The organism is Nocardia arthritidis, assembly GCF_011801145.1.
Classification (GTDB): Bacteria; Actinomycetota; Actinomycetes; order Mycobacteriales; family Mycobacteriaceae; genus Nocardia; species Nocardia arthritidis_A.
Genome location: NZ_CP046172.1, coordinates 119,996 through 138,976, shown reverse-complemented (window position 1 = coordinate 138,976; position 18,981 = coordinate 119,996). Strand labels below are relative to the sequence as shown.

The following is an 18,981-nucleotide window of genomic DNA, read 5'->3' as shown; positions in this document are numbered from 1 at the left end:
GAAATACGCCATGCGAATAACCGCCGACCGCGCCGTATGCATCGGCGCGGGCATGTGCGCGGCGCTGCTGCCGGAGGTATTCGGCCAGGACGAGTCCGGCTTGGTCGTCGTGCGCCGAGCCGAGTCCGCCGATATGACGGATCAGGTGGCCGAGGCGATTCAGATCTGTCCGTCGGGCGCCCTGCGGTTCGACTGAGGTCAATGCCCTTTGCGCTCAGCGGCTTTCGCGCGCCGACGGGCCATCTCCTCCTGCTCGAGCACCAACGCCCGCTCCAGCGTCGGCGCGGTGCCGCCGAGCCGCACCGGCACCCATCGCGCACCCGGCTCCATCGGGTAATCCCGTTGCGCCGCCTCGAGACATTCGCTCATGTGCGCCCGCAGCGTCGCGGTCAACTCCTCGGTCGGCTGATCGGGCGGGATCGGCTCACCGATTTGGATGTTGATCGGAAAACGATGCCGCCCAAGCTTTTTCGGGATATCCTTGGTCCAGACTCGATGTGCGCCCCAGATCACCACCGGGATGATCGGCACCTGCGCCTCGATCGCCATCCGCGCCGCGCCGGATTTGAATTCCTTCAGCTCGAAGCTGCGGCTGATGGTCGCCTCGGGATAGACGACGACCAATTCACCGTCCCGCAGGGCCGTGACGGCGCGGGCGTACGACTCCGCGCCCGCGGTGCGGTCGACGCCGATCGCCTTGCAGTGCTTCATCAGAAAGCCGACGATGCCGTGCTCCAGTTCGGCCTTCATCATGTAGCGCACATTGCGGCCGGAATTGCGCCCGACCAACCCGACCTCCATGAAATCCAGGTAGGCCGTATGGTTCACGGCGAGAACGGCCCCGCCGGTCCGCGGAATGCGTTCCTGCCCTTGGATATCGATCCGCAACCCCTGCACCGCGAAGATGGTGCGGACCAATCCGGTGAGAATGTCGTAAACCGGTTCCCGCTGCACTGGTGAAACTCCGCTACTGATCGGCCGTGTTCTTGCGCGCGGCCTTGGCCTCGGCCTCGGCGGCATCCATCGCGTCGGCCTCTTCCAGGGTAGGAGCGCTGCCGCCGAGCCGGGCCGGAACCCAGTAGGCGCCCGGCTCGTGCACATAGTCCTGCTGCAGGTCGAGCAGCATTCGCTGCATGGTCGAGCGCAGCTGCGCGGTGAGCTCGGCGGCGGGCTCGTACGGCTGGATCGGCTCGCCGACCGCGATGGAGATCGGGGTGTTGGTGCGGCCCAACCGTTTCGGGAACCCCTTGGTCCACACCCGTTGCGCACCCCAGATGACGATCGGGATGATCGGCACCTGCGCCTCGATCGCCATCCGCGCCGCACCGGATTTGAAATCCTTGATCTCGAAGCTGCGGCTGATGGTGGCCTCCGGATACACGCCGACCAGCTCGCCGCGCCGCAGGTAGTCGACCGCCGCCTGATACGAATCGGCGCCCGCCGACCGGTCCACCGGAATGTGCTTGAGCGCGCGCATGATCGGCCCGGAGATCTTGTCGTCGAAGACCTCCTTCTTGGCCATGAACCGGATGTAGCGCTTGGGGGTGCGCACGGGCAGACCGGCGTAGGTGAAATCCATATAGCCGGTGTGGTTCACCGCGAGCACGGCACCACCGGTGGCGGGAATGTGCTCATCGCCCTTGACGGTGAACTTCAATCCCTGAACGAAGAAGACGGTACGGGCCAGGCCGATGACGGTCCGGTAGACGGGTTCCACAATTCCGCTAGCGTAGTCGCAGACTGTCCCATCCGGCAGTGCGGCGCCGCGCCGCGCGTGCCGCGACGACAGCGCGTCACGTATTCGCCCCACCGCACGCCTATGGAAGAGGACCGTCGAAGTGGAACCCGCTCAACCGGAAACCCGTGTGCGCGAGCTGAAATCGGCGCGGACCCGCGAGCGGGTGTGGTTCGGTGTACTTGTCGCGACAACATTGCTGGTCGGCGCGTGCGACAGCGTGGTCGGCGTCCCGGAGGACGCGAATCGGCCTGCCCGGAACACCACGCCGCCCGCCGCGATCCCCTCACTCACTCAGACAACGACCACGGGCCCGCCCTCGTCGACGCTGCCGATGCCGCCCGCGGACGCACCGCCCGTCGGCGCGGTTCCTGGATTACCCGCCGCCGCGCCCGCTCTGCAGCGCTGGGCCGCCGACCTGCGGACCGACTCCACCACCGACCTGCAGGCGAAATGCTGGACCATCGCCCCGAAGAACGTGGCCGACATGTACGAGGGCAAGACGGCGATCCTGGCCGCGCTCGCCCAACCCGGCGCGGTCACCGAGGACGGCGTGGTCTGGAAGAACCGCGGCACCACCGTCGTCGCCGACCCGAACGCGATCAAATCGGGTTACGCCTGCCCACGGGTGTATCCGGCGGGCACCGAGATCGGCTACAACGAGGCCGACGCGCGGCACACCGTGCGCCGCTACCTGTCCCGCTTCGTCGGCACACCGCTCGATCCGGCCGACAAAGAGGGTGACTATCCGCTCGTCTGCAAGGCCGCCGATTGGGATCCGACGGGCAGCGGTAAACCCACCGAGCCGCCACTGGCCAACAATCCGGGCAAGCTCACCGGCGTCACCAAATTCGCGGACCAGGAGATCCGTTCGGAACGGCTGCGGCAGGACTATCTCAGCGTGCAGGTGCCGGTCACCAATGCCGCGGGCGTGACGCAGACCCGCACCTTCACCCTGGCCGAAACCGCGACCGGCTACTGCATCGGCGACGTTTCCTCGTAACCACTACCCTGGATGGCTGGTAACGGTCAGGAGGAACAGCTCGTGCAGATCACCAGCGTCGGACACGCCGGTTTCCATATCCGCACCGCGGCCGGGTCGATCCTTTGCGATCCCTGGGTCAATCCCGCGTACTTCGGTTCGTGGTTCCCGTTTCCGGACAACACCCAGCTCGACTGGGACGAACTGGGCAACTGCGACTTCCTGTACGTCTCACACCTGCACCGCGACCACTTCGACGCGAAGAACCTGGCCGAGCACGTCAACAAGGACGCGACGGTGCTGCTGCCGGACTATCCGGTGCCGGATCTGCGGCGGGAGCTGGAAAAGCTCGGCTTCCACAAGTTCTTCGAGACCGAGGATTCGGTCAAGCACACGGTGACCGGTCCGGGCGGCGAGCTGGACATCATGATCATCGCGCTGCGCGCGCCCGCCGACGGACCGATCGGCGACTCCGGCTTAGTGGTGTCCGACGGCGAGACCACCTGCTTCAACATGAACGACGCCCGCCCTGTCGATATGGACGTGCTGCACGAGGCGTTCGGGCATATCGATATCCACCTGCTGCAGTACTCGGGCGCGATCTGGTACCCGATGGTGTACGACATTCCGGCGCGCACCAAATCCAACTTCGGCAAGCAGAAGCGCCAGCGCGGCATGGACCGGGCGCGCAGCTATATCGAGCAGGTCGGCGCCACCTGGGTGGTGCCGTCGGCGGGGCCGCCGGTATTCCTGGATCAGGAACTGCGCTACCTGAACGACGATCGCGGCGACGAGGGCAATATCTTCCCGGACCAGATGGTGTTCCTGGAGCAGATGCGCATCCACGGGAATTCCGGTGGCGTGCTGATGATTCCGGGTTCGGTCGCCGATGTGCGCGGCGCCGAGCTCGCGCTGACCCACCCGTTCGAACCCGGCCTGATCTACGACAACAAGGCCGAGTACATCGAGCTGATGGCGCAGCGGCTGGCACCGGTGCTCGAGGCCGAAAAGGCTTCCTGGGCAACGGGAGAAGGCTCGTTGCTGGAGCCGCTGAAGGCGCTGTTCGAGCCGATCATGGCGCAGAGCGACCTGATCTGCGACGGCATCGGCTATCCGGTGGGTCTGGTGATCGGCGAGGAAACCGTCGTACTCGACTTCCCGAAGCGGGTGGTGCGCCAGCCCATCGACGGAGAAGGCAAGTACCGCTACGGATTCCGCATCGCGCCAGAGCTGGTGCGCACCGTGCTGCGGGACAACGAGCCCGACTGGGTGAACACCATCTTCCTGTCCACCCGGTTCCAGGCGTGGCGGATCGGCGGATACAACGAATTCCTCTACACCTTCTTCAAATGCCTCACCGACGAACGAATCGCCTACGCCGACGGCTGGTTCGCCGAGGCACACGACGATTCCGCGTCCACCGAGATCGCCGGCTGGGAGGTGCAGCGCCGCTGCCCGCACCTCAAGGCCGACCTGTCGAAATTCGGTGTGGTGGAAGGCAATACCCTCACCTGCAACCTGCACGGCTGGCAGTGGGACCTGGAGTCGGGCCGTTGCAAGACCTCCAAGGGTCACGAACTGCGTTCGCGCAAGCTGAGCTGACCTACCCCTGTGGATTTGCGGTAGATCAACCTGCCCGTAAGGTCCGCTGATTCGTGGCGAAGGTGTCGTGCCTGGCGTAGGTGCGGTCGCCGCCGTTGCGGGCGATCGAGCCGCGGACCAGGCGGGCCCGCAGGCGCGCGCCCAACTTCTCCTGGAAACGCGTTGCGCCGGGCAATATTTGGCGCGGCACCTCCAGGACGCTGTTCACCAGGGCGGTGGTCACCACCGCGGCCTGGAAGATGCGGCTGTCGGGCAGGCCGAGAAAATCGGAATTGCTCGGCCCGAGCATGATTCGGCTGTACGCGACCAGATACTGGGTGACCAGTCCGCGGACGGCGCGCTTGGCCGCCGTGTCCTCGGCCAGGAACAGCCCGCCTGCGGCGGACATCAGGGCCTGGGCCAGACGCCGTGAATCGTCGTCCGGAATGAATTCGGTATCCGCCAGAATCCAGTAGGCCCGCCAGGTATCGGACTCGCTGGTGGGCAGGATCTGCGGATCGATGCCGAGCAGATAGCCGACGTACCGCCACAATTGGAAGACGGCATCCTTCTCCTCGGCCGAGAAGCGCAGCCCGAGTGCTTGGGTGCCAACGAGATTCGCCATCGAGAACAGGCCGAGCGTGCCGACCGTCAGCACCTGGTTCACCGGCTGATCCCAGGCCGCGTAATCCCAGTCCGGCCTGCTGTTCATGCCCGACCGCACCAGTGCGTGCATCAGCCGCACCCGCAGCACGCTCTGGTAACCGACCGAATTATGTTCCAGCCCACCGGGAGTCGTGACATCCAGCCACCACTGGGTGGTCTCCGCGAGCCGGCGCGGCGCCAGTGCGTCCAGATCACCCGTGCCGACCAGTGTTTTGTCCGCCCGGGATGCGAGATAGCCGCCCATCAGCGCGAACATGCCCATCGCGATACCGCCCCAGACGCCGGTCCGCCCGACCACCCTGGCACCGCGATCCAGCTTGGACCGGTCCAGCCAGTACGGCTCCGATTCCACCTGCTCGAAGAAGGCGATCAGCTCCGGCGGCGCGTCCGGCACCGCCGCGATGCCCCGCACCACCGCGACCTCGAACATCTGCCGTCCCACACCCGCGGGCAGCCGCTTGATCATCGCGACAACGTCATCGGCCAGCGGATCACCCAGCTGCGCGAAGCGGCGGAACGAGGCCCGCTGCGCGGCGGTGCAGCGCAGATCCCCCGGCGCCAGCAGCGGTACCGCCTGCCGGAACGGAAACTCCGTGAACAGTCGCGGCGTCGGCAGATAGGTCACTGTGTCATGCGTCATTGCATCGCACCCCAATCGAGTAGGGAATCTGACAGAAACCGTCTCACAGTTTCACCGATTCTGGCAAGGCACTATGCCAGAATGATGCCTCCGGCTCGATCCGGGAGAAACTCGTGAGCACCTGCTGTTACCGACGGCTATTGTGTTCGTATGGCCTCCCCCGCCGCTGGACCCGACCCTGCGCCGGTTCCGCCCGCGGCTGATCCGGCATCGATACGCGCCAGTCTCACACCAACCCTGCTGGACGTCTTCGATCGCGAGTGGGGCATCGTGCTGGACAGGGCCAAACAGACGAAGGAACTCCGGGAGATCCAGGCGCTGCTGCAAAAATGGCGGCACATCGCATTTGCGGAGATGCGCGATCCTGGCAGCTACTTCCGCGTCCAAGCCAAGGCTGAGCGGATTCTCCGCACGGGGGAAAACCCAGGGGCGCTGTCATTGCAGGAAGTACAGTCCCTGATCAAGCGTCGCCTGGAGCAATAGCTTGTATCGCATCATCACTGATCCGGACGTCGCGGATCAGATTGCGGCGCTGCCTGTCGAAGCCCTCCCTATTTATGCCGAGCTGCTCGGTGTGCTGCAACTGACGCCATGGTCCGGTCCGCCGCAACATGAGGAGAATCCGGACGGTGCCGTTCGGCACTGGTTGTTCGGCCCTGATGGTAGGGGTGAGGTCATTTACCTGATCCATGAAGAAGGCCACGAAGTGCACGTCCTCATGGTTTTGTGGCTGGGCTGACCTCCTACCCGAGGGGCAGCCAACCGTTGGCGGTGTGCATCGAATCTCCGCCGCCGAGTTCCCGGCCCGGCACCGCGGAACCGACCCGCCCGTTGCCCTCGTTGAGGTCGCTGATCAGCTCCGAGACCGGATGCGAATCGCTGTAGTGGTAGCCCTGTGCCAGGGCGAATCCGAGTTCGGTGAGCACCGCGGCCTGGTATTCGGTCTCCACGCCCTCCGCGATCACCTGCAGATCCAGCGCGCTGGACAGAGCCGCGATCACCCCGAGCAGCGGTGGCGCGGGCGAATCCGAGCGGATGGCCGCGACGAACGACTGATCCACCTTGAGGATGTCGCTCGGCAGGGTGGCCAGCCTGCTCAGCGACGAGTAACCGGTGCCGAAATCGTCGATGGCGATCCGCACGCCGCGCTCGCGCAGCGTGTGCAGATTCCCGATGGCCGTTTGGGATTCGGCGGCCAGCTCGCTCTCGGTCACCTCCAGCACCAGCTGGTTCGCCGGCCAGCCGGTGCTGGCCAGAATGTTGGAAACCCGGTCGGCATAACCGGATTCGGCCAGTTCCAGCCCGCTCACGTTGACATTCAGCGTCAGATCCAGCTGCGCGAAGGTCTCCTGCAGCCGCGCGGCATCGGCGCAGGCGCGGCGCAACACCAGCTCGTCCAGATCGGAGATGAGGTCGTACTCTTCGGCGACCCGGATCAGACCCTCGGTGGTGACATCCGGTTGCGCACTCGACGACCAGCGCAGCAGCGCCTCGACACCCACCGCCTTGCCGCCGCCCTCGGTGAGGCTGACGATCGGCTGATAATGCACGTCGAGCGCGCCGCGATCGATCGCCTCCCGCAACTCGACCGCCAGCGGCAGCTGCCGCGACGATTCCAGCACGGTGCGGTTGCGCCCCGCCTGCTTGGCCCGGTACAGACCCACATCGGCGCGACTCACCAGCAACGATCCGGATTCGCCCGGCTGCCACGAGGTGACGCCCGCCGAACAGCCGGTCGTCACCGCGGCCCGCAGCTGTTCGGTGAGCAGGATCGCCGCCTGCTCGGTGGTGTTGGGCAGCAGCAGCGCGAAAGCGTCGCCGCCGTACCGGGCCAGCCGCTGCCCGGGCACCAGCAGCTTCGACCAGGTGTCGGCAACCCGTTGCAGCACAGCGTCTCCCGCGCGATGCCCGAGGTGATCGTTGATCTTCTGGAAGCGATCGAGATCGACGAGCACCAGCGCCAGCCCCTGCCCGCCGCGGGTGGCCTGTTCGATCGCGGAGTTCAGCGCCCGATCGAAACCACGCCGGTTGAGCAGCCCGGTGAGCACATCGATATCGGCCTCCGAGGCCATCCTGGTCAGGATGCCGACCACCACGCCGACACCGAATGTGACCCCCGCCGGAATCAATCCCGACCACAGTGGCAGCGCCGGATGCACCGGCCGCGCGGGCAGCACCCAAAGGCACAGCACCAGTGCGAATCCGATATGCGCCGCGGCCAGCGGCCAGGAGAAGAACAGCGCCGCATCACACGCGATGAATACGTAGAACGCGGCAAGGCTGATGGCCCCAACGGTATTCGGGAACGCGTACACCGCGATCGTCACCAGGATGGTCGCGATGGCGACATATCCGTGGTGGATCGCGTGCGGCACCCGGGGACCCCAGCCGAGCAGGCTGAGCCCGAGCAGCAGCGCGATGGCGGCCGCCCAACCGACCAGCGCCCGATTGCCTTCGTCCCCCGGAGCGATGGCGGTGATGAGCAGCCCGAGCGCGCCCCCCATGACGTAGAAGGCCCCGGTGGTCCGGGACATGACCATAGCCGTCGCCAGCGCAGACGCGGCCCGCACCCGGGTTCGGGTATCGCCGCGAGACCCGATTCCTCGCACGATGAATAGCCTAGACACAACGTATCCCGGCAGTAGCCACATCCCGTGAATCCGACATGGCGAACACGTGGCTAATTAGCGGACAGCGGATTTCGGCTTGTCACCGAACCGGGCGCAGCACCTCGGTACCGACAAACGGGACGAGCGCGGCGGGCACCCGGACCGAACCGTCGGCCTGCTGATGGTTCTCCAGAATGGCGACGATCCACCGCGTGGTGGCCAGCGTACCGTTCAAAGTCGCTGCGATCTGCGGCTTTCCGTGCTCGTCACGGTAGCGGATCGAAAGCCTGCGCGCCTGGAAGGTGGTGCAGTTCGAGGTGGAGGTGAGCTCGCGGTAGGTCCGCTGGGTGGGCACCCAGGCCTCACAGTCGAATTTGCGCGCCGCCGAGCTGCCGAGATCGCCTGCGGCGGTGTCGATGATCCGGTAAGGCACCTCTACGGCGGCGAGCATGTCCTGCTCCCAGCCGAGCAGCCTGCGGTGCTCCGTCTCCGCCTCCTCCGGCTTGCAGTAGACGAACATCTCGACCTTGTCGAACTGGTGCACCCGGATGATGCCGCGGGTGTCCTTGCCGTAGCTGCCCGCCTCCCTGCGGAAACACGACGACCAACCCGCGTACCGCACCGGGCCCGCGCTCAGATCGATGATCTCGCCGGCGTGATATCCGGCCATCGGCACCTCCGACGTGCCGACCAGGTACAGGTCGTCCTCCTCCAGCCGGTAGATCTCGGCCGAATGCGCGCCGAGGAAGCCGGTGCCCGCCATGATCTCCGGGCGCACCAGCACCGGCGGAATCATCATGGTGAACCCGTTGGCCACCGCGCGCTGCGCCGCCAACTGCAGCATGCCGAGCTGCAGCAGCGCGCCGTAACCGGTGAGGAAGTGGAACCGCGAGCCCGAAACCTTGGCCCCGCGCTCCATATCGATCATGCCGAGCGATTCGCCGAGCTCCAGGTGATCCTTCGGCTCGAAGTCGAATTCCCTTGGCGTGCCGACTGTTTCGAGAACGACGTAATCGTCCTCACCGCCGGCGGGCACACCGTCGAGCACGATATTCGAGATGGCGCGGTGCGCGGCCTCCAGCTCGGCGTCCGCCGCGGTCTGCGCGACCTCGGCCTCCTTCACCTGCTGCGACATCTCCTGCCCCTGCGCAAGCAGCGCGGACCGCTCCTCCGGCTTCGCCTTGCCGATCAGCTTGCCCATCGCCTTGTGCTCGGCGCGCAGCTTATCGGCGGTGGCCACCGCCGCCCGCCGCGCGGCATCCGCCTCGAGCAGGGCATCGACGAGGGCGGGGTCTTCGCCGCGGGCGCGCTGCGACGCGCGGACCGCTTCGGGGTTTTCCCGCAGGAATCGGAGGTCGATCATGGGCCTTCATGCTAGTGGCTCGCTATTTCCGTTTTCACGCCGATATCGGCGGTACCGCGACGGTAAGCCCCATTACGCGCGCATAGTTGGCTCGTGGGAACGACTTTCGACGAATCGGCCATCGACGCGGCGCTCGCCGAACTGGCGGCGGGCGAGAAGGTGTGGGCGGCGACACCGCTGGCCCGCCGTCGCGAACTGCTCGACCAACTGCACGCGCGCACCGCCCGCTACGCACCGGAATGGGTGGCGACGGCCAGCGCGATCAAACATCTGGACGCCGACTCACCGCTGGTCGGCGAGGAATGGATGTCCGGTCCGCTGGCTCTGCTGCAGGGCGCGACCGCGCTGTCGGCGACGCTGGCGGCACTGGAATCGGGTCACAGTCCGCTGGAGGGCCTGCACCTCGGCGCCGCCCCCGGTGACCGGGTGAGCGTGCCCGTCCTGCCGCTGAATATCTATGATCGCCTGCTGCTCAGCGGTTTTCGCGGCGAGGTCTGGTTGCGGCCCGGGGTGGACGCGGCCACCGCGCGCAGACGCGCCGGGCTCGGACAGCTCGACCCGACCACGACCGGCGGCATCGGGGTCGTACTGGGCGCGGGCAACGTCATGTCGATTCCGCCGCTGGACGTGCTGTACGAGCTGTACGCGCACAACCGGGTGGTCGCGCTGAAGCTGAACCCGGTCACCGACCCGATGTATCCGATATTCGAGATGGTCTTCGAGCCGTATCTCGAGCTCGGCGTGCTGCGCGTACTGACCGGCGGCGCGGATACCGGTGAATACCTGGTGCACCATCCGGATGTCGCGCACGTGCACATGACCGGCAGCGCGAAAACACACGACACCATCGTCTGGGGTACCGGTCCAGAGGCCGAACAGCGCAGGGCCGAACGGCGTCCGCTGCTGGACAAGCCGATCACCAGCGAGCTCGGCGGCGTCTCACCCACCATCGTGGTGCCCGGCGAGTGGTCCGCCGCCGATCTGCGTTTCCAGGCCGAGCACATCGCGACGCAGCGGCTGCACAACGGCGGCTACAACTGCGTCGCGACCCAGGCCGTCGTACTCGCCGAGAACTGGCCGCTGAAGGACCGGTTCCTGGCCGAACTGCGCGCGGCCATCGCCGCGGCGCCGCAGCGGCCCGCCTACTATCCGGGCAGCGACGGCCGGGTGGCCGAGGCGCTCGCGTCCTATCCCTCGGCCGAACGACTCGGCCCCGAGGCGAGCCGGGTGCTGGTGCGGCAGGTTCCCGCGACCACGACCCCGCTGCTGCGCACCGAATACTTCTCCCCGGTGCTCGGCGTCGTCGAACTGCCATACGACGGCGGCGAATTCCTGCATCACGCGGTCGAATTCGTCAACGGCGAGGTCAGCGGGACGCTCGGTGCGAACGTCCTCATCGACCCGGCCACCAGGCGCAGGCTCGGCATCGCCGTCGACCGCGCCCTGGAACGGCTGCGCTACGGCACCATCGCGGTGAACGCGTGGACGGGGCTGGCGTTCCTGACCCCGCGCGCGGCGTGGGGCGCGTTCCCCGGACACACCCTCGACGATGTGCAGAGCGGAATCGGCGTGGTGCACAACGCCTTTCTGCTCGAAGACGTGGAGCGCACGGTGGTGTACGGACCGTTCCGGCCCGCGCCGCGCTCGCTGTTCGGCGGGGAGTTGGCGCTCTCACCGAAACCGCCGTGGTTCGTCGACAATGCCACCGCCGCGGCCACCGGACGCAAGCTCGCCGAGTTCTACGCCACGGCGAGCCCGGCGAAATTGCCCGCGATTTTCCTGTCCGCCTTCCGCGGTTGAATCGGGGCAGGTCGTGGCACCGCGCCCCGGACACTGCCATGATGGATCGCGATGTCTGTCGATGACGAGCCGAAGCCGATGCCGGGTAAAACCGCGCGCAAGCGCCCGCTGTCCATGCCGACGCGGGTGAACCTGCACCTGCCCGCGGCGAAGTTGCGCTGGGGTCTGCTCGCGGTGGCCGCCGGCGCGGTGATCGCCGCGCTGGTCACCCTGTTCGTCACCGGATTCCGCAACGACAAGGGCCTGGAGGCGCACAATCCGGCCGTACCCGGTTCCACCATCCTGGACAAGCAGTTCGGCACCGCCGACCGCGGCGACTGCCTGACCTGGTCCAAGCCGGACCGCACCGACCTGACGAAGGTGTCCTGCTCGGGTAAGCACCTGTTCGAGGTGGCCGCCGACATCGATATGAGCAAATATCCCGGCGTCGAATTCGGCCCCGGCTCCCGCTTCCCGGATTCGCTGCGGCTCACCGAATTGAAGGAGGAGCACTGCCTGCCCGCGGTGCAGAACTACCTCGGCGGCCGCTACGACCCCCGCGGTCGCTACATCATCGGCCTCATGTACCCGAGCCCCGACGGTTGGAAGCACGGCGATCGCACGCTGCGCTGCGGTGTGCAGCTCGGCGGCGCCACCGGCGCGGCGCGCCCGGTCACCGGCAGCATCCTCGACGGCGACCAGTCGAAGGTCTACGACCGCGGCACCTGCCTCGGCATCAATCAGAACCTGCCTACCGATCCGGTGGACTGCGCCCAGCAGCACGCGCTGGAGATCGTCTCGACGGTCGACCTGGGCCAGCATTTCCAGGGCCCGCCGCCCGCCAAGGACGAGCAGGACAAATACGTGCAGGACGAATGCGCGAAGGCGGCCACCGACTATTTGGGCGCGCCCGACGTGATCCGCAACAAGACGCTCACGATGTTCTTCGACTTCGTCGACGCCCGCAGCTGGCTGGCCGGTAACCGCAAGTTGGACTGCATGGTCGGCAAGGGCGCGGATAAAGAGGGTTTCGCGCCGATCACCGGTTCGGCCAAGGGCGATATCCAGATCAACGGTCAGGCTCCGGTGCCGCCGCCGAGCAACGGCCGCTCCACCCCGAGCCCGCTGCCGGGCGCCGCACCGCTGCCGCCGCAACCGCAACCCAGGTAGTCCGATGGCGGTATCCATGTCCGCCGACCGGTTCGAGGAACTGGTCGGCGATGCGCTCGACCTCATCCCGCCGGAGTTGGCGCGGGCCATCGATAACGTGGTCGTGCTGATCGAACCTCGCAATCCGGATGATCCGCATCTGCTCGGGCTCTATCACGGAATCGCGCTCACCGAACGGGACAGCCACTACGGCGGCTCGCTGCCCGACACCGTGACGATCTACCGGGACACCATTCTCCAAATCTGTTCGGACGAAGCCGAAGTCGTCGAAGAAGTGGCGATCACCGTGATCCATGAGATCGCACATTATTTCGGCATTGACGAAGAGCGTCTGCATCAGCTGGGATGGGGCTAGTCTTAGCAAGCTGGTTGCGAGCATGCACGCGACGAAGGGGTTTCGAGTGGGGTTCGTGAGCAGCGAAAGACCGGGCAAGAAATTTGGGGATTCGATGGAACCGATCGCGTACCCGTCGCGTCCAATCACTCGTAGGGGGAATTCTCGTGGTTCCGCCCCATAGCCGCCACTAGAAGGAGTTCGAGACATGGTTGGCCACGTACTAGTCTCACCCGAAGCCGTGCTCGCCGCCGCGGCCGAGCTCGACCTGGTCGCCGATCGGCTGGCCGGTGTCGCCGCGCTCAGCGGTCCCGTCACGCATGTTGTTCCCTCGGGAGTCGACGAGGTGTCGATGCTGGCGGCATCCCACCTCAACAATGGCGCGGTCACGCACGACGGGGCGACCGCCCAGGCCGTGCTGGAACTGCACCACGCCGCCGCGACCCTGCGTCTCCAGCTGGCCCAGTACCTGGCCGAGGACGCCGTGCGCGCGGGCACCATCGCCGCCACCGCAGCGACACTTGCCATCTAGACGCGCACCGGGCAACGCGTCGACCAAGAGGGGAGAACAAAGATGACCGCAGGAATCACCGGGGTGTTCTGGCTGCCCCGGCTGGCAGAAGGCAATGCGCTGGCGCTGGAATCGGGCGCGCACGCCGTCCCGATCTACGCGGCGAGCACGGCATGGGGTGCGCTCACGGGTGCATGGGTTGATGCGACGGCAACCGTCGCGCGAGTGATCGCAGAGGTCGGCGTCGGCCTCGAGGGCATCAACGGACTTTCGGTGCTCAGCAAGCTCGCCGGCTTCACCGGCTGGGCCGAGCAGCAGGGCGTGATGGCGGCGGGTATGGCCGCCAAGGCCGCGGCGAACGCGACCGCGTACACCATCGCCTCGATCGCCATGCCGAATCCGGTCGAGATCGCGGCCGCCGATACGGCGCGCGTCGCGGCCTACTCGACGGGCGGTGTGCTGAACGGCTCCGCCGAGGCGGCCGAGGCGGCGAAGGCCGCGCTCGATCTGCGCGCCGCGCTCACCATGGAGACCTACGAGGCCGCGACCTCCGCGATGGTCGCGACCCCGAGCCAGTTCATCAACCCGCCCGCCATCGCGCACGGCGCGGGCACCGCCGATCCGAACCAGGCCGCCCAGCAGACGGCCCAGCAGGCACAGGCCGACCCGGTACAGACCGCGATCGCCGCCGCGACCGCACTGGCCAACAATCCGGCCGTCGCCAGCGTCGCGACCCAGGCGGCCAATGTGGTCGGCTCGATCGCCACCACCGGCGTCAGTGGCGTCGGCACGGCGGCGACCTCCGCGCTGTCCGCCGTCACCAGCATCAGCGCGCCCTCGGTCACCGCGGCCGCGCCGATGACCTTCATCGGCGGCGGTGTCGCGGCGGGTGCCGCTGCCGCGGCGACCAGCACCGGGACCAGGTCCGCATCGGTCGGCGTCGGCACGTTCAAGACGGTCAGCCTCTCCAGCGGCTCGCTCAAGCTCCCCGAGGGCTGGGGCAACGGCATCTCGGGCAGCGGCGCACCGACCACCGAACCGGTGGCGAAGGTCGAAACCGGGGTGCCGGTTCGTCCGGCGAGCGCCACCGCGCCCGGCACCAGCCCGCTGCTCGGCCGTCAGGCTCAGGACGAGGACGACGAGTCGCTGCACAACACCCCCGACTACCTGCGGTCCGCCGACAACTTCGCCGACGGCCGCCTGGCCGCCGACGGGGTTATCGGCGCCGAACCGGCCGGGACGGCTAAGTGACGGTTCTCGGTGCGGGCCGCGGCCCGTCGATGCTCGCCGGGGTAGTGCTGTCGCTCGACGAGATGCAGTACCTCTTGGAGAAACTGCAGTTCGACGAATTGCCCACGGTGCTGGATACGCGTGGGCAATACGACAACGTCACCGCGCACGAGGCAGCGATGGCCGCGGCCGCCCAATCACTCATCGATCGGGAACTGCTGATCGATGGCGTGGTTCATCAGGAATTAGAGGACCGGTTGCGGGCGCTGTACCGCCCGCACTGGGTCGTCGCGCTGCGGCTGCACGTCGAGGGACACGTCAACCGGATGTGCCTCGCCCGGGGCGACGATTTGGTCACCGTCGCGCTGCGCGGACCGCAGTCGTATGTCATCGACGAGGTCGAGGAAGATCTGCCCGGCCCGCTGATCGCGGCGCTCGGCGCGACCGAACCGCTCGAGCTCACCGGGATGAACGCCCCCACCGAGCAGCTGGTGCCGATCTTCGACGATGCGGGCGATGCGGCGACCACCGCGCAGCGCCTCGCCAAGGTCGGCAACCCGCCCCGCGACGCACAGGTGATCGCCTCGGCGATGGTGCAGTGCAATGCGCACGCCGAAATCGTCGGTGTCATCTACGGCGACGGCGCCCGCGAGGTCACCGACAATCACATCGCGGTATTCGACACCCGGAACGGACGATTCATCGCCACCGCGAGCAGATCCGACGACGGCGTGAAGTGGACATCGTTCAGCAGCGGCACCAACGCGCGGCTGCGCACCGCAGTGCTGGATTTGATCAACTCGCTGCCGCTGCGGGAGGAGTTCCCGGCGAAGCCGGAACACTGAACCCCTCCCGCGCGGTCGACGTCAGCTCGCGATGCCCATTCCCTGCGCGAGCAGCGGCCACGACTCGTGCAGGGCGTCCTCCCAATACGGCCAGTAGTGCGTGCCGACCGGGCTGAACTGATAGGTCGCCGGGATTCCGAGCGAATCGAGCTTGCTCTTCAGGTTCGCGGTGCAACCGTTCACGGCCGCCTCGATGCCCATGCCGAGCCCGAGGTTGACCGCGCCCTGCGGTCCCGGCGCATCGTTCAGATACCACTGAACGTCCTTCATCAGCGGAATGCCGCTACCGCTCGAGATGTAGAGCAGGGTGCCGCGCAGTTTCTCCGCATTCACCACCGGATCGTTATCCCGCCACATCGGGCTGCTGGCGGGACCGTACATATTCACCGTGTTGCCGCCGGCCCAGAGCTCGGTGGCGAACTTCACGAACTGCTGGCCGACCGGGTCGGAGATCTGCGCGCATCCGCTGTACGCGGCGACCGTCTGCCACAGACCGGGCTTGGCCTCGGCCAGCTGCAGCACCGACGTGCCGGAGGTGGACAGGCCGGTCAACGCGTTGCGGCCGTTGGATTGCAGGGTCTTGTCCAGTACCGGCGGCAGCTCCTCGGTGAAGAAGGTCTTCCACTTGTTCACGCCGAGAACCGGATCCGGGTTCTGCCAGTCGGTGTAGTAGCTGCCGCGGCCACCGATCGGCTGGATGACGTTGACCGGCTTATCGGCCAGCCAGTCCAGCACCTTGGTGCGGTCCTTCCAGCTCGCGGTGCCCTCACCGGCATCGAGACCGTTGAGCATGTAGAGGTTCGGCGCCGGTTTGGAGTCATCGGCCGGGCGCAGGACGTCGACCGTGATCTCCTTGTCCATCGACGGCGAGTACACCTTCAGATGCCAGGTGCGCCCCTCCTTCGTGATGGAGGTGACGGCAGGCGATTTCGGCGGTGTCGCGACGGCGGTGCCGCCGAGCAAGGTCACCGACACCATGGCGGTGAGCGCCGCCGCTGCGGTTCGTAGCGCGGCCGCGCCGCGTAGCGAAGAGAGCTTCATCGAACTGTCGTTTTCCCGTCTACGTGCTTGCGTCCACCCCCCAGGACTCCCCCAGCCCATCGTTACGTCTGCAGGCGAGACGGAATCGTTACAGGTCAGCCCATCGGATCGTCGGCCGTCGGCGACACCTCGTGGCCGAACGGCGGCGTGTACCGGCCCCAGCGCGTGCAGTCCCAGCCGCCGTCGCCGCGGGGCGCCAACTCGATGGTTTCGGTGTTGTCCAGATGATTATTGGTGGCGAAGAGCAGCGGGACACCGGTCAGAAAGCGGGCGACCAGGCGCATGGCGGCACCGTGGTTCACCAGCAACACATCGCCGGAATCGGCGGCGATCAGTTCGGTCCGGACCTGTTCGAGCACCGGGAGAAAACGGGCGAGCACCTGGTAGCCGGATTCGCCGCCCGGTGTGCGCTCCCACAGCTGGCCCGCATGCCAGGAGCGGTAGATCCGCTGGAAGAGGGAATGCGCCTGCGCACTGCTCTCCCCCTCCATATCCCCGACCTGCACCTCGTGCACATCGGCGACGATCTGCGCCGGTACACCGGTGGACGCCTCGATATAACCCGCGGTCTGTCTCGCGCGCAGCGCCTCCGAGCAGAGCAGCGCCCGCGGCGGACCCGACAGACTCGCACCGAACGTTTTCGCCTGTGCCGCACCGCGTTCGGTCAACGGCAGCCCAGGAACCCTGGTGTCCAGGATCTTGGCGACATTGCCCTCGGTCTCCCCGTGCCGGACCAGAATCAATCTGCCACTCATAGATCCGCCACCCCCTTGCGCAACCGGGTCAGCCATTCGGCATGCGGTTCGTCGGCGGGCGGGGGCGTACCGGTCGTCGAGGTGGCGGGCCACGAGCCGAGGAAACGCACCCGCGCGGTGCGGTGCAACGCCTTCAATGTCTCGGCGACCGCGATGTCGTCGATATGCCCGACGCAGTCGAGATAGAACCGGTAGGTGCCCATACCCGTTCTGGTCGGCCGGGATTCGATCCTGGTCAGGTCGATGCCGCGGGTGGCGAATTCGGCGAACGCGCGCATCAGCGAACCAGGTTCGTTGGTCAGCTCCAGCACGACGGAGGTGCGGTCGGCGCCGGTCGGCGGCGGCGCGACCCGGGGGCGCGTCACCAGGATGAAGCGGGTGACCGCCTGGTCGTGGTCGGCGACACCGGAGGCCAATGCGGCCAGGCCGAGACGTTCACCCGCGAGCGCCGTCGACACCGCGGCATCGGCCTTGCCCGCCACCACGTCCTCGGCCGCGGCGGCGTTGGATGCCGACGGAAACGGTTGCGCCAGCGGCAGATTCCGCGCCACCCACTCCCGCACCTGCGCCGCCGCCACCGGATAGGCCGCGAGCGTGCGCACGTCGGCGAGGCGGGTGCCGGATTTCGCGAGAATGGTGAAGCTGACCTCCAATTCGGTTTCCGCGATGATCTGCAGTCGCGGCCCGATGGCCAGCGAATCCATGGTGGCCGCGATGGAACCCTCGATCGAACTCTCGATCGGCACCACCGCGCCGTCGACATCGCCGGACCGGATCAGGTCCAGCGCCGCGCCCTGGGTCGGCGCGGCGATCCGTTCGACCGGTCCGTCGAAGACGCCGGTGGATTCGAGGGCGGCGAGGGCCATCTCGGTGAAGGTTCCAGATGGCCCGAAGTAGGCGATGCGGGGCACCCCTACGACATTACTTGCGGGAAACCAGGTTGCCGGGCGATCCGCGAACCCCCGGACACCCTGGACCGCTCAACGGACCCAGGATTGCCAGCCCCGCAGCCGGGTCACCGGGACTACCGGATCCGACCGAACTCCGCGGCAGCCCCGAATCAGCGGGGATCCAGGATCGCCCGCCCGGCGGCAGGCTCGCCACGACGATCGAATTCGACGGACGCCAAAACTCCGCGACAATCCCGAATCAGCACGGACCCAAGACCCGAACCCGGCGACAAACTCACCACAACCACCGAATTCGACGGCCGACCGAACGCGGCAGCAACCGCGAATCAGCGGGGATCCAGGATCGCCAGTCCAGCGGCAAGCTCGGTGGGCTCATCGGTTTCGATGGCGAGCAGGACCGTGCGAACGGCCTCGATTGCGGGTGGTTTCAGCGAAGTCAGGAATGCGATGTCGGGGCTGCGCAGTGCCGTGCGGATGTCGTCGCCGCAGAGTGCGGCCGCGGTTGCGGCGATGATGGCGAGTGCCCGTTCCGCGGGTTGGGGGGAGCTGGGCTGGTCGACGCCGACGCGTGCGACGAATCCGCCGTCGGTGTGCGCGATTTCGGCGAGAAAGTCGGCGATCTCGGACTCGGATGCGGTGTCCAGGTCGAGTACGCGGGCGGCGCCGGGCGCGACTGCACGCACCAGTCCGTCGGTGAGACTTCGCCGGGACGGCGCGCTCAACGACACCAGTACCGGCTCATTCGATCCGTCTGCCACCAGGCCACCGTAGCCAACGACCGGACGCTCCCGACAACGGATCCTTTGCGATCCGGCGGCGGCGAACCCTT

General features: G+C 67.1%; 20 protein-coding genes. 11 read left to right on the top strand and 9 right to left on the bottom strand.

The genetic code is table 11. The features are described from left to right. Positions 1–10 precede the first annotated feature (10 nt). On the top strand, positions 11–196 hold the full coding sequence (locus F5544_RS00665) for a ferredoxin (protein WP_167471373.1): 186 nt from the start codon (positions 11–13) through the stop codon (positions 194–196). A 2-nt stretch (positions 197–198) separates the two neighbouring features. Here F5544_RS00665 and F5544_RS00660 read toward each other — a convergent pair whose 3' ends face one another. Both F5544_RS00660 and F5544_RS00655 read right to left on the bottom strand, forming a co-directional pair. Further along, positions 199–954 carry a lysophospholipid acyltransferase family protein gene (locus F5544_RS00660; protein WP_167471372.1) on the bottom strand — a complete coding sequence of 252 codons (756 nt, stop codon included), beginning with the start codon at positions 952–954 and terminating at the stop codon, positions 199–201. Positions 955–967: 13 nt separating this feature from the next. Then, the gene (locus tag F5544_RS00655) at positions 968–1,717 is read right to left on the bottom strand and encodes a lysophospholipid acyltransferase family protein (protein WP_167478884.1); all 750 of its coding nucleotides are present in this window, start codon (positions 1,715–1,717) and stop codon (positions 968–970) included. 121 nt (positions 1,718–1,838) lie between these two features. Between F5544_RS00655 and F5544_RS00650 the strand changes: the two genes are divergently transcribed. Together F5544_RS00650 and F5544_RS00645 are read left to right on the top strand one after the other, a co-directional pair. After that, complete coding sequence (locus F5544_RS00650; RefSeq protein WP_238847025.1) at positions 1,839–2,738, top strand: hypothetical protein; 900 nt, start codon at positions 1,839–1,841, stop codon at positions 2,736–2,738. 42 nt (positions 2,739–2,780) lie between these two features. Beyond that, entirely contained in the window at positions 2,781–4,319 is a 1,539-nt protein-coding gene (locus F5544_RS00645) for a Rieske 2Fe-2S domain-containing protein (RefSeq protein ID WP_167478882.1), read from the top strand. Positions 4,320–4,344: 25 nt separating this feature from the next. On the opposite strand, the gene F5544_RS00640 is transcribed toward F5544_RS00645, so the two are convergent. Beyond that, positions 4,345–5,604 carry an oxygenase MpaB family protein gene (locus F5544_RS00640; protein WP_167471371.1) on the bottom strand — a complete coding sequence of 420 codons (1,260 nt, stop codon included), beginning with the start codon at positions 5,602–5,604 and terminating at the stop codon, positions 4,345–4,347. Positions 5,605–5,754: 150 nt separating this feature from the next. On the opposite strand from F5544_RS00640, the gene F5544_RS00635 reads away from it, so the two are divergent. Both F5544_RS00635 and F5544_RS00630 read left to right on the top strand, forming a co-directional pair. Next, on the top strand, positions 5,755–6,087 hold the full coding sequence (locus F5544_RS00635; protein ID WP_167471370.1) for a DUF6247 family protein: 333 nt from the start codon (positions 5,755–5,757) through the stop codon (positions 6,085–6,087). Between the two features lies 1 nt (position 6,088). Next, positions 6,089–6,343, top strand: a complete 255-nt coding sequence (locus tag F5544_RS00630; RefSeq protein WP_167471217.1) for a hypothetical protein — start codon at positions 6,089–6,091, stop codon at positions 6,341–6,343. A 4-nt stretch (positions 6,344–6,347) separates the two neighbouring features. On the opposite strand, the gene F5544_RS00625 is transcribed toward F5544_RS00630, so the two are convergent. Together F5544_RS00625 and serS are read right to left on the bottom strand one after the other, a co-directional pair. Further along, positions 6,348–8,213, bottom strand: a complete 1,866-nt coding sequence (locus F5544_RS00625) for a putative bifunctional diguanylate cyclase/phosphodiesterase (protein WP_238847024.1) — start codon at positions 8,211–8,213, stop codon at positions 6,348–6,350. A gap of 100 nt (positions 8,214–8,313) precedes the next feature. Beyond that, positions 8,314–9,576, bottom strand: a complete 1,263-nt coding sequence (serS, locus tag F5544_RS00620; protein WP_167471369.1) for a serine--tRNA ligase — start codon at positions 9,574–9,576, stop codon at positions 8,314–8,316. Positions 9,577–9,669: 93 nt separating this feature from the next. Between serS and F5544_RS00615 the strand changes: the two genes are divergently transcribed. The 6 genes from F5544_RS00615 to F5544_RS00590 all read left to right on the top strand — a co-directional run bounded on the left by F5544_RS00615 (position 9,670) and on the right by F5544_RS00590 (position 15,445). Then, on the top strand, positions 9,670–11,376 hold the full coding sequence (locus tag F5544_RS00615) for an aldehyde dehydrogenase family protein (protein ID WP_167471368.1): 1,707 nt from the start codon (positions 9,670–9,672) through the stop codon (positions 11,374–11,376). A gap of 51 nt (positions 11,377–11,427) precedes the next feature. Further along, a complete protein-coding gene (locus tag F5544_RS00610) occupies positions 11,428–12,525 on the top strand; it encodes a septum formation family protein (RefSeq protein WP_167471367.1) in 1,098 nt (365 codons plus the stop codon). A gap of 4 nt (positions 12,526–12,529) precedes the next feature. Next, the gene (locus tag F5544_RS00605; protein WP_167471366.1) at positions 12,530–12,880 is read left to right on the top strand and encodes a metallopeptidase family protein; all 351 of its coding nucleotides are present in this window, start codon (positions 12,530–12,532) and stop codon (positions 12,878–12,880) included. Positions 12,881–13,067: 187 nt separating this feature from the next. After that, positions 13,068–13,391 (top strand): PE family protein, encoded by a 324-nt coding sequence (locus F5544_RS00600; RefSeq protein ID WP_167471365.1) that lies wholly within the window; start codon positions 13,068–13,070, stop codon positions 13,389–13,391. Positions 13,392–13,433: 42 nt separating this feature from the next. Further along, entirely contained in the window at positions 13,434–14,621 is a 1,188-nt protein-coding gene (locus tag F5544_RS00595) for a PPE domain-containing protein (protein WP_167471364.1), read from the top strand. Beyond that, a complete protein-coding gene (locus tag F5544_RS00590; protein WP_167471363.1) occupies positions 14,618–15,445 on the top strand; it encodes an ESX secretion-associated protein EspG in 828 nt (275 codons plus the stop codon). The genes F5544_RS00595 and F5544_RS00590 overlap by 4 nt, the downstream gene beginning before the upstream one ends. Before the next feature lie 21 nt (positions 15,446–15,466). Here the strand turns inward: F5544_RS00590 and F5544_RS00585 are convergent, their stop codons facing one another. The 4 genes from F5544_RS00585 to F5544_RS00570 all read right to left on the bottom strand — a co-directional run bounded on the left by F5544_RS00585 (position 15,467) and on the right by F5544_RS00570 (position 18,910). Next, positions 15,467–16,486, bottom strand: a complete 1,020-nt coding sequence (locus F5544_RS00585; RefSeq protein ID WP_167471362.1) for an alpha/beta hydrolase — start codon at positions 16,484–16,486, stop codon at positions 15,467–15,469. A gap of 95 nt (positions 16,487–16,581) precedes the next feature. Beyond that, positions 16,582–17,241, bottom strand: coding sequence for a histidine phosphatase family protein (locus F5544_RS00580; protein ID WP_167471361.1), 660 nt, complete (start codon positions 17,239–17,241; stop codon positions 16,582–16,584). After that, entirely contained in the window at positions 17,238–18,152 is a 915-nt protein-coding gene (gene pheA, locus F5544_RS00575; RefSeq protein ID WP_167471360.1) for a prephenate dehydratase, read from the bottom strand. Before pheA ends, F5544_RS00580 begins: the two co-directional genes overlap by 4 nt. 326 nt (positions 18,153–18,478) lie before the next feature. Further along, positions 18,479–18,910 carry a hypothetical protein gene (locus tag F5544_RS00570; protein WP_167471359.1) on the bottom strand — a complete coding sequence of 144 codons (432 nt, stop codon included), beginning with the start codon at positions 18,908–18,910 and terminating at the stop codon, positions 18,479–18,481. Positions 18,911–18,981 lie beyond the last annotated feature (71 nt).